This window comes from Mesorhizobium sp. M1E.F.Ca.ET.045.02.1.1, assembly GCF_003952485.1.
Classification (GTDB): domain Bacteria; phylum Pseudomonadota; class Alphaproteobacteria; order Rhizobiales; family Rhizobiaceae; genus Mesorhizobium.
The window spans coordinates 938,155-952,275 of record NZ_CP034447.1 but is presented as its reverse complement, the minus strand read 5'-3'; the positions used below and the strand labels follow the sequence as shown (position 1 = coordinate 952,275).

Genomic DNA, 14,121 nt, shown 5'->3' with positions numbered 1-14,121 from the left:
GCCGCATCTCGGTCGTAGAGATCAGCCTTGCCGCCGCCCGAAAGCGAACATCGTCTGCGACAACACTGGAGGTCATGGTTGCGCCATCTCAGGACCTTCGGCGCCGCGATCCTGCCTGCCGGCGAGCAGACATTCAGCTGAAGCTCAAAAGCGGGCAGCAGCGAACGGACCTGGTTGTTGCTGAGTGTTTCAGCGCTACATGCATTCCGGTCCGCAGAGGGGCGTTCCGCTCCTGGTGAAGCCGCTCTAGGCCACGCCAACGATCGCCCGGCAACGCGCGCCGGCTGGCCAGAATGGATAGCCGCCGGGGTAACATCCGGCCTGCGGATTCAGTGGCTCTGGACGAAAGGAGCACGCGAGCTCCCGAAACGGCGTGGCCAGCGCAAGTGCATCTCACGCGCTAGCCGTATATCCATGGGCCGCGGCCCGACCGAGATCCGTCAGCTTGCGACGGCGCTGCGCAGCAGCATGAGCTCGCCGATGTTTTCGATGATGACATAGCCGACCAAACGGCCTCCGGCATCCACCACGCCGACCGCAGGTGCAGCCCCGCTTCTCAGGGGTTCGAGCGCCTTGATGAGCTTCTCATAGTCTCGCACCACCGGGATATTTGCGGCCATTGCCTCGATCACAGGAGCTTGACCACCGCGCTGCTGGAGGCCCGCGACAAGCCCCTCACGCGTCAGCACGCCGCGCAGCCTGCCGCCACCGTCGACGATCGGAAACTCGTGTTGCGTCGTGCGCAACAGCGCCTGTGCCGCCTCGTCGAGGGTCGCGGTCGCCGGCAGGCTTTCGAACCGGCTGATCATGACGTCGCGGACGTTAACGGCACGCGCCGCTGCCTCGAGCCCCATCGCCTGGGTTTCCGCAGTGGCGGCGAGGTAGACGAAGATCGCGACGAATATGAGCAGCACGTTGCCGGCGACGAGACCGATGAAGCCGAAGGCGAAGGCGGCGAACTGACCGACCGTCCCCGCAATCTCCGTCGCGCGCACGCGATTGTAGCGCGTGGCGAGGAAGGCGCGCAGCACGCGCCCGCCATCCATCGGAAAGGCCGGAATGAGGTTGAACAGAACCAGCCAGATGTTGACGGCGGCGAGGCGAGCCACGAACGCGACACGCGGGTTATCCATCGACGTCAGCGCGTCGATACCGACGGTGGTCCCGAGTGCTACGACGAGGAAAGCGGCAATGACGACATTGACCAGCGGGCCGGCGAGCGCCACGACGATCTCTTCCGACGGCTTCTCGGGTAGCCGCTCCAGCTCCGCGACGCCGCCGATCGGCAAGAGCGTGATCTTTGGAGTTCGGATGCCGTAGCGACTAGCGGCCGCGGCATGGCCGAGCTCATGCAATACCACGCAGGCGAACACGGCGCCGATGAAGCCGACGCCCTCGATTGCAGCCGACGTTCCACCCCCCTGGAAATAGGCGATGCCGATCCAGGCGAGCAGCAGCAGGAAGGTCAGGTGGATGCGGATCTCGGTGCCGCCGACACGGAGGATCGGGTAGGACCACTGCATGATGTGACTCCGTCGGGGTCGGGAAGGCAGGCCGCGCCCCGCCGAGCATGCCTCCGTTTGCAGTCGCGTCAAGTGCCTTGTCATTCGCTGGAGCGCTTCGCTCCGGCAGGCCGTTGATGCAGGGGATTCGGCTGGTGCGCGCCGCTTGTCGGTCATAGAGTTCGCCTTGCCGTTGCCTATAAGCAGACATCACTGGCGACCGCACGTTAGCTAGAGCAATTCCAGGAAAAGTGTGAGCGGTTTTCCGCCCGGAATTGCGTAAAAACAAAGAGTTAGAGCGGTTCGGCGTTTCCGTGAAACGGTGAACCGCTCTAGGTCGCAGTCCGCCAATTGTCACTTGTGAGGCCGGCTTTGGGCAGCGCGGCCATCCCGCCACACTTCCGGACCGTTGTGACAGTGCTTGTATCGCGACTTGGCAGTTATCGCCCGCGGCTGTACCGAGTCGCGGTTGCGCAATAGGGGGAACACCAGGCGGCGAAACGGCCCAGCCGGTTCATGGATATGGATTTCTTCAGAAATCGACTACAGGCGTGTCGGGCATCTGCTGCTCAAACAGGGCCCAGAAGCTGGAGCCCCGGGTGTCGGAAAACCAGTGCTCGAACTCCGCGAGCGCGGCATGGATATTGGCGGATTGGTTTCCGCTTAAATCCTGGAACATTGCTAGCGCGACCGGGCCAAAATGCGAGATCACCTCCGAGCGCGCCTCGCTGTCGGCATTCCAGCCGAGGCTCGCGCGCAAGGCGGCGAATGCGTTCGCCACGGCGATATCCTCACTTTCCGCTAGGCCCATAGCATCGGCGATCGCCTGCATGAGGTTGAGCCGCCTGAAGGCGAATGCGCGTTCCTGCTCCAGCGCTGCAATCCGCCTTGCTGCTTCGTGCCGGAAACTTGTCTCCGCAGCCTTGGCGGCCTCCGCAGAAGTCCTCAGTTCAAGCAGAAAGGATGCTGGCATCGCGTCACCTCCTCGGAAAGGTCCGACACATTTTCAGGGCCAGGCTCTAAAGCATGTCTCCCGAAAGTGGGAACCGGTTTCGGGACAAAGACATGCGTAAAATCAAAAACCTAAAGCGCACGGAGCGAATCTGAAAGATCGCGACGCGCTTTAAGAGGATGGCGGAAGAGAGTGGGAGTCGAACCCACCAAGGACCGGCTCGCGGCCCCTCCCGGATTTGAAGTCCGGACGCCCCACCGGGGACGATGCTCCTCCAGAATCTTCTGCCGGTGAACCATTGTCGCCCTCGCGGCGAAACAGGTCCAGCCGATGCTTGTTGATGCGCCGCAGGTCGCCGCGCCGCAAGGTGACGCCGTGCCGGTCGAGAAATTCGAGGATATGGACTGCAACCTTGCGCCCGCTGCCCGCACTGTCGCGAAACTGTGCGACGCTGAACTGCCCGTCATGCCTGGCCGCCAGACTGCAGACGATCTCGACGATCTCAGCCAACGCCGGGCGAAGGAAGAAGTGATCATGCGCAACCTCATGCACTGTGCCGATGCGGCCGGTAAGCTTCAGAAGCTTGCGGATTTCCGCTTCCGGCCTGCCGAGCTCGCCCGCGATGTCGCGCACTCTTGGGGGGTGGAATCTCACCGAGCCGGCTATCAGCGGTTCGACCTCACGCCATAGTGCCTCCTCCCTGGCCGCGAGACGGACCTCATGGCCGGGAAGCCGTATCCAGGCGCCGTCGAGCTCGATCTGACCGGCGCGGACGAGGCTTCGCATGGCAGCGGCGAAAGCCGGCGCAAGAAGACATGGATCGAGCTGAAGGCGCAGCTTTTCCATGCCAATCCCCGGCAAATCCGGGTTGTCGGCATGAAAGGTCTCCAGGATTGTGCTCAAGTCGCGCTTGAACCGAGCCCACCGCATCGACGAGACCACGACCTGCGTCTCACCGACGGAAATGGTGGCAAGGCCGAGACGATCGATGAGGCGTGCGATCTCGTCGGCGCCGAGCGCCCGGTCGCGTGCGAAGGCGCCGAGGTCGAGATAGTGGGGCGGCGTGTCGAGAAGCACGGCGACGGCCTTGTCCGGCGCCGGGACGGCGTATGCTTCGAGCCTGGCCAGCCGTTCCGGCGAGCGGCGTTTGCGGCTCGGTGCCCTAAGGTCGATGAAGCGCCCGCCGCCGATGGTTCGTTGCGCGGACGTGTCGCGCACTACATAAGCGTCGCCGGCAGCGGCGGCGATCGGGCTCTCCAGGACAATCTGGACCTTGGCCGTGCTGCCGGGCGCTATAGGCTCGTCGCCGAGAAGGACGATCCTGGCCCCGACCTCGGTCGCGGCGTGATGGAGCCGCACCGGGAACCATTGCCCGATCGGCTTTGGCTCGCTGCGCAGCACACGCAGCTCGGCGTCAATCCTGTCCGTCGGCGCATGAAGCGCGGGATCGAGGATCACATCTCCGCGTCGGATTGCCTCCTTGCTGACGCCGTCGCCGGCCAGATTGAGCGCGCAACGGGTTCCGGCGAGGCCGCGCTCGGCCACCCGGTTCTGGGCGTGGATCGAGCGAATGCGCGCGGCAAGTCCCGACGGGCTCACCACGACGCTGTCGCCGACACCGACGGAGCCTGAAAGGGCGGTGCCGGTCACGACCGTGCCGATGCCGCGCAGGGTAAAGCAGCGGTCGACCGCCAATCGAAAGCGGCCCGAGGATGAGCGCCTGGCAAAGCGCGATGCCTCTTCGAACAGCAGGCGTCGGAGGTCGTCGATGCCTTCTCCCGTGACGGCGGAAATGGGAATAACCTCAGCCTGTTCCAAGATACTGCCCGCGAGGGCGGAGCGGATGTCCGCGGCGACAGCCGCACGTCGTGAAGGATCGGCCAGATCGCATTTCGAGAGCACGACCAGCCCACGACTGACGCCAAGGAGATCGACGATCGCCAGATGTTCGCGCGTCTGCGGCATGACGCCGTCGTCGGCCGCCACGACCAGCAGCACGAAATCGATGCCGCTGGCTCCGGCGACCATGGTGTGCACGAAGCGCTCGTGGCCGGGAACGTCGATGAAGCCGACGACGTCTCCGCTTGGCGTCGGAAGATAGGCGAAGCCAAGATCGATCGTCATGCCCCGCGCCTTCTCTTCTTGCAGCCGGTCCGTGTCGACGCCGGTCAGCGCCTGCACCAGCGCTGTCTTGCCGTGGTCGACATGTCCCGCGGTGCCGACGATCATGGCGCAGGCTCCTCGAGCGGCAACGTAGCGCGGCGTTCAGCCTCAGCGATTTCGCGCATGGTGAGAGCAGCGCGCGCCGCGTCCACGTACCGGCCTGCGATTACACTGCCGCCTGCTTGCGCGCGCAGGAGCCACGCATAGGCTTCGACAGGGTCGGCTGGAACGCCAGCCCCGAGATGGCAGGCGGCGCCGAGCATGGCCTGACCGTCCGTATCGCCGAGCAACGCGGCCCTGCGCCACCAGCGGACCGCTTCGGCAGGATCGCGCGGCATGCCGAGGGCATTGTGGCAGAGCATGCCGATACGGGTCATCGCCGATGCGATGCCCTGCGCGGCGGCAGCCAGCGCCCAACGCCGCGCTTCGGCAAAGTCAGGCTCGATCACCTCACCCTCGAGCAGCATCCAGCTCAACATGTCTTGCGCCGGTCCGTCGCCCTGCTCCGCCGCGGCCCGATAGAGTTCGGCCGCGCGGCGGTAATTCTGTTCGACGCCTTCGCCACGGAAACAGAGCGAGGCGAGGTTCCGCTGCCCGACCGGATCCCCGGCTTCGGCGGCGAGCGCCAGCCAGCGGAAGGCGAGATCGCTGTCTCGTTCGACGCCGAGCCCCTCGGCGAAGCAGGCGCCGATATTGTTTTGGGCGCGAGCCGATCCCGACCGCGCCAGCGGCTCCCAGATGGCGAGAGCCGTGGCGTAGTCGCCCCGCCTGGCAGCGTCGATGGCGACCGCCAACTGGTCAGCAGCGGATATTCGGGCCGGTTTGCGCGCCAGACGATCAAGCCACCGCACCACCGCCTCCTGGAGGGAAGCTCGCAAGATTGGCCGCCAAGCCGGCCTCGTCTTCGAGGCAGCGCAGATCGAGCATGAGTGCCTGCTTTTCGATGCGTCCGATCACCGGAACGGGCAGCGCCCGCAATGCCGCCGCAAGCATTTCCAGGGCTTGACCGCTTCCCGATTGGTGGCTGATGGCAAGCCCGGCGCTCGGCAGGGTGTCGAGTGGTAATGCGCCCGATCCGACCTGGCTTCGGCAGTCCACCACCTCCACTACAAATTCATCGCCCAGAACATTGGAAAGTACGGGAGCGAGGCGCCGGGCCTGCGCGGCAATATCAACAGCGGGGCGCGCGAGCAGCCTCAGCGTCGGCAGACGTTCCACCAAGCGATCCGGATTGCGGTAGAGCTTCAGCGTCGCCTCCAGCGCGGCCAGGCGGAGCTTGTCGAGGCGAAGCGCCCGCTTCATCGGGTTTCGGTTGACCTCGTCAAGAAGATCCTTCCGGCCGACGATGAAACCGGCCTGCGGTCCTCCGAGCAGCTTGTCGCCCGAGAAGGTGACGAGCTCGGCGCCGTCCGCAATCGCCTCGCGCACGGTGGGTTCGTGCTTGAGGCCGTATTGGGCAAGATCGATGAGCGTGCCCGAGCCGAGATCGTGGACGAGAGGCACCCCGCGCTCCTTGGCGATCGCCGAAAGCTCGCGCGCAGAGACCTCCGCCGTGAACCCATCGATCCGGTAGTTCGACGTGTGCACCTTGAAGACGACCCCGGTCGCCGGACCGATGGCCGACAGATAGTCCTTGGGATGCGTACGGTTGGTGGTGCCGACCTCTACGAGTTTCGCGCCCGAGCGGGTCATGATGTCCGGCATGCGGAACGAGCCGCCGATCTCGATCAGCTCGCCGCGTGACACGACGGCCTCGCGGCCAAGCGACAGCGTGTTGAGGACGAGAAGCACCGCGGCCGCGTTGTTGTTGACGACGGTTGCGTCCTCGGCCCCGGTGAGCTCGCATATGAGGGCCCGCAGATGATCGTCACGTTCGCCGCGTCTGCCGGTCCCGATGTCGAATTCGAGCGCCACTGCTTCACTCATGGCAGCGCGCATCGCCTCCAAAGCTTCGTTCGCGATCAGTGCACGGCCGAGATTGGTGTGCAGCACGGTGCCGGTCAGGTTGAAAACCGGGCGCAGCGATGGGCGCTCGGCGGCCTTGAGGCGGAGGAGCGCGTCGGCGGCGAGATCGCTCGGCTCGGGCACTTCAGTTCCGGTACGGCAAGCCGCCCGTGCTTCTTCCAGCGCATCGCGGATGGCGCGCGTCGTGGACTGCTGGCCGAAGCGCTCGACCGCCGCGGCCGCGAGCGGGGTCCTCAGCACGCGATCGACTGACGGGAGATCGCGCAGGCGGCTTGTGGGCAGACTGGTCATCGCGCACCTCAATAGCCTATGAGGAACGGATTGAAGGATCCGCGGCGATAGCCACCCTCGCGGACGAGGATGTCGAGCCCAAGCGTCGCCACGTCGTCGGCAACGGGATCGAGGCCGGGATCCTTATGCTGATGAAGGATCTTTACATAGCAGCCGCAGGAATCGCAGGTCTCGGCCTTCACCGTGCCCGACCCGCCGTCGATCTCCTGGTAGCCGATGCCCTTCGTCGAGCCGCACAGCGTGCATTTGATGCGCACGTAGTTCCACAGCGTGCTGCATAGCGAGCATGCGCAGAACCGCGCCCCATGAGCGCCCTGCCAACCGACGATGATCGAGGATGTCGGCGGGCTGCCGCAGGCGGGGCATGCGCCGTCGCCTACCGCCACCAGCGCGCGGGCATCGAGGCGGGCGGCGAGGCGAGCGAAGTGAACCTGTAGCGCGGCTGAGACATAGACATGCTCCGCGAGCGCCTCCATCGGAATCGCATTCGCGAGCACATTGCGTACCATGCCACCGCGCTTCGCCGGAGTGGCCTGCTTCAAACGGTCCAGCGCATCGGCCGCGAAGACCGGCTTCTTGATCTCCGACGCCGCGACGACCAGGCGGTCGAGCGTCTCGGCGATCGTGTCGAATGCCAGGTTGCTGCGGTCGAGCGGCGGCATTCCAAAGCTGCGCGCGCGCTCGCGTACTGCGACATCAGGCATCTCCGGCTCCGCTAAGCCTTCCTGAATGCGATGCTGCACATCGGCGAGAGCGGCAAGGAAGCGAAGATAGGGACCCAGCTCATGGCCCGCGGCCAGCGCGTTCCACCGCTCAGCGCGGCGAGAAAACAGAAGCGAAGGCTCGGGAAGGCGAGCAAAGGGAGGGGCAGAGACTTCGCCGATGGCGGTGGGGTCCGAACCGGCCGGAATGATCTGTCTTGGCATTCGAACCTCACGAACCGCACGGGCCACGTGGCTGCCTGACCGGCGCACAAAATCATGCGCAAACACAGAACTAGGGCGGAAAAGTCATCCCGCCAGCGCCCGCTCTATCCGGCGGGCTTCGATCCCGAGGGTCCTGCTCCCTTGCTCGATCTGGTGACGAGTTCCCGCAGCCATTTGCGATGATGCCGCCAGGCCCAGCCACCGGTCACCCGCCCTCGCGTCATGGCGGGGATGGTGCCGCGCACCCAGATGGCCGAGTAGAAATGGACGATCCAGACGCCGATGATGGCCACCGCCGCGATGGAGTGGACAAGTATGGCCACACGCTTCTGATCGATTGTCGTATACTGGGCGAAATATTGATCCCAAGCCACCAATCCGCTGGAGATGAGGATCACAATCAGCACCGACATTGACCAGAAGACGAGCTTCTGGCCGGCATTGTACTTGCCGACCTCAGGAGCATTGTCCTCGTGGTTGGCCAGCACGTCGCGGAAACGGGCGAGCCACGTTCCGTCCTCGCGCTGCCACAGGTTGGCCTTCCAGAAGCGAAGGAACAGCCCGAGGAAGCTGAAGAAGAGCACGACACCGATCCATGGATGGATGAAGCGCGTGAACTGGCCGCCGCCGAAAAGGCCGGACAGGAAAAACAGGCTCGGGTGAAACATCGCAAGGCCGGACAGGGCGAGCAGGATCAGGCTGGCCGCCGTGATCCAGTGGTTGATCCGCGCGCCCACCGTGTACCGATCTACGATAACTGGCTTGCCGGGATGGATCTGTTCGTTCGGCTTCACGTCATCGGCGGCCATGGCTGTCGCCTTCCGTCAGCTCTTCGGCGTGCTCCTCATCCGCTTCGGACACCCTGTTGGGTCCCATGATCAAATGGTGAAGCAAGCCGACGCCGGCCGCCACGCCCAAGACCGTGAGGCCCGCATATTTGGTCACACCTTTCCATGCCTCCACCAGCGGACTGATCTTCGGGTCCTTCGGCAAGCCCGAGTAGAGTTCCGGCTGGTCGGCATGATGCAGCACATACATCACATGTGTCCCGCCGACGCCCGGCGGATCGTAAAGGCCGGCATTGGCGAAGCCGCGCGACTTCAAGTCCTCGACGCGCTTGGCGGCCCAGCCTTTCATCTCGTCCTTGGTGCCGAAGACGATCGCCTGGGTTGGGCACGCCTTTGCGCAGGCCGGGCCTTGGCCGACCGCGACGCGGTCTGAGCAGAGCGTGCATTTATAGGCCGTGTGGTCGACCTTGGAGATGCGCGGGATGTTGAACGGGCAGCCCTTGATGCAGTAGCCGCAGCCGATGCAGTTCTCGTGGACGAAATCGACGATGCCGTTCGAATACTGCACGATCGCGCCCGGCGCCGGGCAGGCCTTGAGGCAGCCCGGATCGGCGCAGTGCATGCAGCCGTCCTTCCTGATCAGCCATTCGAGCTCGTTGGTCTCGGGATTGTCCCATTCGCTGTAGCGCATCAGCGTGAACATGTCCGGCGTCAGGTCGGGAGGGTTCTCGAAGGCGCCGTCGAAGACGCCGACCGGCGGGTGCGTGTCGTTCCATTCGATGCAGGCCGTCTGGCAGGCCTTGCAGCCGATGCATTTCGAGACATCGATGAGCTTGGCGACTTCCGTCAACCGCTGCTCGGGGGCAGGCACGGTCGACGCCGAGCGGCGGATGAGGTCCTTCTCGGAAAGACGCGGCGCAGTGTCCGTTGTCGAAGGGTTTGGAAGGGGAGGGAACATCGCTCGCTCCTCCTATGCCACCGGCCCTGGTGCGGGCTCGATATTGACCAGGAACGCCTTGTACTCGGGCGTCTCGATATTGGCGTCGCCGACAAAGGGAGTGAGCATGTTCGGGCCGAAGCCTTTCTTCGCCGCTCCGGTGAAGCCCCAGTGCAGCGGAATGCCGACGATATGGACGATCTTGCCGTCGCAGGTGAGCGGCTTGATCCGCTTGGTCACCATGGCCTTCGCCACGACCGAACCGCGCTTCGACCAGACGCGGACCCAGCCGCCTTTGGTGATCCCCTTCTCGGCCGCCAGCTGTTCCGAAATCTCCACGAAGAACTCCGGCTGCATCACCGCATTGACGATGACGTGCTTGGTCCAGAAGTGGAAATGCTCGGTCAGGCGGTACGAGGTCGCCGCATAGGGGAACTCCTTGGAAGCCGCTTCGGCAAACTGGGCCATGTCGCCCTCGAATACACGGGCGGCCGGATTGCCGCGGACTTTGGGCGCGACCGGATTGACGATCGGCGACTCGAACGGCTCGTAATGGGCCGGGAACGGTCCGTCGCGCATCATGCCCCGGGTAAAGAGACGCGAGACGCCTTCCGGGTTCATGATGAACGGGCCGACCTGATCGGGCTTCGCGGTCGGCACAATATCAGGTACGTCGTAACCCGACCATTTCTGGCCGTCCCATGCGATCACTTTGCGGCTCGGATCCCAAGGTTTTCCAGTGAGGTCAGCCGACGCCCTGTTGTAGAGGATGCGGCGGTTGGCAGGCCATGAGAACGCCCATTTCGAGTAGAAACCGGCGTCGTCCGGATCGGACGTATCGCGCCTTGCCATGTTGTTGCCGTTCTCGTTGAAGCAGCCGGAATAGATCCAGCAGCCGCAGGCGGTCGAGCCGTCGTCACGCAGCGCGGCAAAGGCCGGCAGCAGCTTGCCGGCCTCGGCCAGCACCTTCGTCGGGTCGGCCGTGTCGGTCACCCTTGCGAGTGCCCGGCCGTTGATCTCCTGGGCCAGCTCCTCGGCCTTCGGATCGCCGGGATCGGCATAAGGCCAGTTGAGCTTGACGATCGGATCGGGGAAAGCGCCGCCTTCCTTGGCGTAGAGCTCCTTCAGGCGCAGATGAAGCTGCGCCATGATCCAGGTATCGCGCTTGGCTTCGCCGGGGGGGGTGCCGCCGGCCCAATGCCACTGCAGCCAGCGCCCTGAATTGACCAGCGAGCCGTCGTCCTCGGCGAAGCAGGTCGAGGGCAGCTGGTAGACTTCCGTCTGGATCTTCGTCGGATCGACATCGTTATACGGCCCATGGTTCTCCCAGAACCGCCCCGTCTCCGTGTCCAGCGGATCCATGATGACGAGGAATTTGAGCTTCGAAAGGGACTCGATCACCTTCTTCTTGTTCGGGGCCGCCTGCAGCGGGTTGAAGCCCTGGCAGAAATAGCCGTTCATCTTGCCCTGGTGCATGAGCTCGAAAGCGCGCAGCAGGTCGTAGCCCGGCAAGTCGAGCTTCGGCAGGTAGTCATAGGCGAAGTCGTTCTCCGGCGTTGCCGCATCGCCCCACATCGACTTCTGGAAGCTGACGAAGAACTTCTTGTAGTTCTGCCAATAGCTCATCTGGTTCGGCCGCAGCGGCTTGAAACCGCGCGTCGACATGTAGGCCGCCAGATCCGGCTCCTTCTGCGTCGGCAGCGTGAGGTAGCCGGGCAGCAGGTTCGACATCAGCCCAAGGTCGGTCAGCCCCTGGATGTTGGAGTGGCCGCGAAGCGCGTTCATGCCGCCTCCGCGAATGCCGATATTGCCGAGAACAAGCTGCAGCATCGCCATGGCGCGGATGTTCTGCGAGCCCTTCGAGTGCTGGGTCCAGCCGAGCGCGTACATCGACGTCATCGCCTTGGTCGGCGAAGAGGTCTCCGCGACCATCGCGGCCACCTTCAGGAACTTCTCCTTCGGCGTGCCGCAGATGCGCTCGACCATCTCCGGCGCATAGACGGAGACGTGGTTCTTCAGGAGGTTCCAGACGCAGCGTGGATTCTGCAGCGTCTCGTCGACGACGGCAAAGCCGTCCGGACCTATGTCATAGTCCCAACTGGACTTGTCGTAGTCCCGCTTCGCCTCGTCATAGCCGGAGAAGAGGCCGTCCTTGTAGGTGAAACCCTCCTTGACGACATAGGTCGCGTTGGTGAAGGACTTCACATAGTCCCATTGCACCTTGTCGTGCTGGATACAGTAGTTGATCAGGCCGAGCAGGAAGGCGATGTCCGTTCCCTGGCGGATCGGTGCGTAAAGGTCCGACACCGAAGCCGAGCGCGTGAAGCGCGGGTCGATGACGATAAGCTTGGCGCCGCGGTTGGCCTTCGCTTCCGTGACCCATTTGAAGCCGCAAGGATGCGCTTCCGCGGCATTGCCGCCCATGATCACAACAAGATCCGTATTCCTGATGTCGGTCCAGGAATTGGTCATTGCGCCGCGGCCGAATGTTGGGGCGAGACTCGCCACCGTCGGGCCGTGTCAGACACGCGCCTGGTTGTCGAACACCAGCATTCCCGCGCTGCGCACCACCTTGTAGGTCGCGAACGCGGTTTCATTGGTCGAAGCCGAGGCGGCAAGGAATCCGGTGGAGATCCACCGGTTGACCGTCACGCCATCATTGTTCCTCGCGACGAAGTTCTTGTCGCGATCGTCCTTCATCAATCGGGCGATGCGACCGAGCGCGTCTTCCCAGCTAATCGGCTCGAACTTGTCGGACCCGGGCTTGCGGACCATCGGATGCTGCAGGCGGGTCGGAGACTTCACGAAACCGAGCAGAGCGGACCCCTTGGGGCACAGAGTGCCGCGATTGGTCGGGTGGTCGGTATCGCCCTCGATATGAGTGATGTCGGCCTTTTCGCCCTTCCTGAGATCGCCTTTCGAATACAGGATTATGCCGCAGGCCACCGAGCAGTACGGGCAGGTGTTGCGCGTCTCGGTCGTGTTGGCGAGCTTGAAGGACCGGATCGCCGCCGCATGCGCGGCCTCGATGTCGGCGAAGCCGAAAGCCCCTAACGCCGTGCCGGCGAGACCCGCGCCTGCCGTCTGCAGCAACGCGCGCCGTGAGAGTTCAAGATTCATCTGGAGTTCCTCCCGAATTCCATGCCCATTGGGGGCATCCAGAACCAAGGATATGCACGCCATTTTGAGCCGAATTGGCGCAATGTCAAACACTTAGAGCGCAGATCGGAGTCGGCAAATGGTTCGCACAGGAAAATGCGATTGACGCTTTTCGGAATGTGACACTACAGTGTGGCGTGGTGTTGGAAACGGCTCCCGCGTTGCGGGGCGATATCACCGAAGCACCTCCGCGCCTGACCAGCCTTGCTCATGGCGGCGGTTGCGGCTGTAAGCTGGCGCCCTCGGTCCTGCAGCAACTTCTCGCAGAGCAGGCGCAATCAAATCCCTTTCGGCAGCTCCTTGTCGGCACAGAAACCGGAGATGATGCCGCGGTCTGGCAGATCGACGACACGACCTGCGTGCTCGCGACCACCGATTTCTTCATGCCGATGGTGGACGATCCGTACGACTTCGGCCGCATCGCCGCGACCAACGCCCTCTCCGACATCTATGCAATGGGCGGACGTCCGATCATGGCCCTGGCCATCCTCGGAATGCCTCTCGACAAGCTGCCGACACACACCGTGCGGGAAATCCTGAATGGCGGCCGCGATATTTGCGCCACCGCCGGAATACCGGTCGCTGGCGGCCATTCGATCGACACGCCGGAACCGATCTATGGGCTTGCCGTGATCGGCACCTGCCGGCCGGCGGACATCCGGCGCAATTCGGAAGCCAGGCCGGGAGATGCCTTGATCCTGACCAAAGGACTCGGCGTCGGAATCTATTCCGCAGCCATCAAAAGGCAGGCGTTACCGCGCGGCGGCTATGAAGAGATGATTGCTTCGACGACCCTTCTCAATCGGATCGGGGCCGACCTCGCCTTGGACGCGAGCGTGCATGCGATCACGGATGTGACCGGCTTCGGCTTGATCGGACACGCCCTCGAGATGGCGCGCGGCTCCGGCTGCGCACTCGTGATCCGCGACCAAGACGTTCCCGTCTTTGCACAGGCCGCATCACTCGCGGAACAAGGCTTCGTCACTGGCGCATCGCGCCGCAATTGGGCGAGTTACGGCGATGCGGTGCGGCTGTCCAATGGCATGCCGGAGTGGCGGCGTCATCTTCTTACCGACCCGCAGACTTCCGGTGGGCTGCTGATCGCTTGTGACAACGCCGATGCACTGGCCGAGACAATCGTCGCGCGTGGCTATCCGTCGGCTAGAGTGATCGGACGGGTCGAGCGCGGGCGACCTGTCGTAACGATCGAGGAATGAATGTCAGGATGGGGTCAGTTCACGACCCCAAACCGGCAGGTTAAAGCATGTCTCCCGAAAGTGGGACCCGGTTTCGGGACAAAGACATGCGTAAAATCAATAGTTTAAAGCGCAGGGAGCGAATCTGAAAGATCGCGACACGCTTTAACCGTCTGAATGTTAGTTACGAAGCCGGAAAGCTGCAATTCCACTTCGGCCCCAGCAGTGCAGTACGCCTCATC

At 63.8% G+C, this 14,121-nt stretch carries 9 protein-coding genes, 1 tRNA gene and 1 pseudogene; 1 reads left to right on the top strand and 10 read right to left on the bottom strand.

Going from position 1 to position 14,121, the window contains the following annotated elements; genetic code table 11:
• Positions 1-440: 440 nt before the first annotated feature.
• The 10 genes and pseudogenes from EJ070_RS04450 to fdnG form a co-directional block, all read right to left on the bottom strand.
• Positions 441-1,523 (bottom strand): site-2 protease family protein, encoded by a 1,083-nt coding sequence (locus EJ070_RS04450; RefSeq protein ID WP_126090228.1) that lies wholly within the window; start codon positions 1,521-1,523, stop codon positions 441-443.
• A 511-nt stretch (positions 1,524-2,034) separates the two neighbouring features.
• The gene (locus EJ070_RS04445; RefSeq protein WP_126090227.1) at positions 2,035-2,334 is read right to left on the bottom strand and encodes a hypothetical protein; all 300 of its coding nucleotides are present in this window, start codon (positions 2,332-2,334) and stop codon (positions 2,035-2,037) included.
• 300 nt (positions 2,335-2,634) lie between these two features.
• Positions 2,635-2,730: transfer RNA gene (locus tag EJ070_RS36025), tRNA-Sec, on the bottom strand.
• A gap of 126 nt (positions 2,731-2,856) precedes the next feature.
• Positions 2,857-4,683: pseudogene (gene selB / locus EJ070_RS04440) on the bottom strand (selenocysteine-specific translation elongation factor); the annotation flags it as partial.
• The gene (locus EJ070_RS04435) at positions 4,680-5,468 is read right to left on the bottom strand and encodes a tetratricopeptide repeat protein (RefSeq protein ID WP_126090225.1); all 789 of its coding nucleotides are present in this window, start codon (positions 5,466-5,468) and stop codon (positions 4,680-4,682) included. The gene EJ070_RS04435 and the pseudogene selB, both read right to left, overlap by 4 nt.
• Entirely contained in the window at positions 5,455-6,873 is a 1,419-nt protein-coding gene (gene selA, locus EJ070_RS04430; protein WP_126090224.1) for an L-seryl-tRNA(Sec) selenium transferase, read from the bottom strand. The genes EJ070_RS04435 and selA overlap by 14 nt, the downstream gene beginning before the upstream one ends.
• Positions 6,874-6,881: 8 nt before the next feature.
• Positions 6,882-7,799 carry a formate dehydrogenase accessory protein FdhE gene (fdhE, locus tag EJ070_RS04425; protein WP_126095639.1) on the bottom strand — a complete coding sequence of 306 codons (918 nt, stop codon included), beginning with the start codon at positions 7,797-7,799 and terminating at the stop codon, positions 6,882-6,884.
• A 104-nt stretch (positions 7,800-7,903) separates the two neighbouring features.
• On the bottom strand, positions 7,904-8,608 hold the full coding sequence (locus EJ070_RS04420; RefSeq protein ID WP_126090223.1) for a formate dehydrogenase subunit gamma: 705 nt from the start codon (positions 8,606-8,608) through the stop codon (positions 7,904-7,906).
• Entirely contained in the window at positions 8,595-9,545 is a 951-nt protein-coding gene (gene fdxH / locus EJ070_RS04415) for a formate dehydrogenase subunit beta (protein ID WP_126090222.1), read from the bottom strand. The genes EJ070_RS04420 and fdxH overlap by 14 nt, the downstream gene beginning before the upstream one ends.
• 12 nt (positions 9,546-9,557) lie before the next feature.
• A complete protein-coding gene (gene fdnG, locus EJ070_RS04410; protein ID WP_127220049.1) occupies positions 9,558-12,644 on the bottom strand; it encodes a formate dehydrogenase-N subunit alpha in 3,087 nt (1,028 codons plus the stop codon).
• 212 nt (positions 12,645-12,856) lie between these two features.
• Between fdnG and selD the strand changes: the two genes are divergently transcribed.
• Positions 12,857-13,900 carry a selenide, water dikinase SelD gene (gene selD, locus EJ070_RS04400; protein ID WP_126095638.1) on the top strand — a complete coding sequence of 348 codons (1,044 nt, stop codon included), beginning with the start codon at positions 12,857-12,859 and terminating at the stop codon, positions 13,898-13,900.
• Positions 13,901-14,121 lie beyond the last annotated feature (221 nt).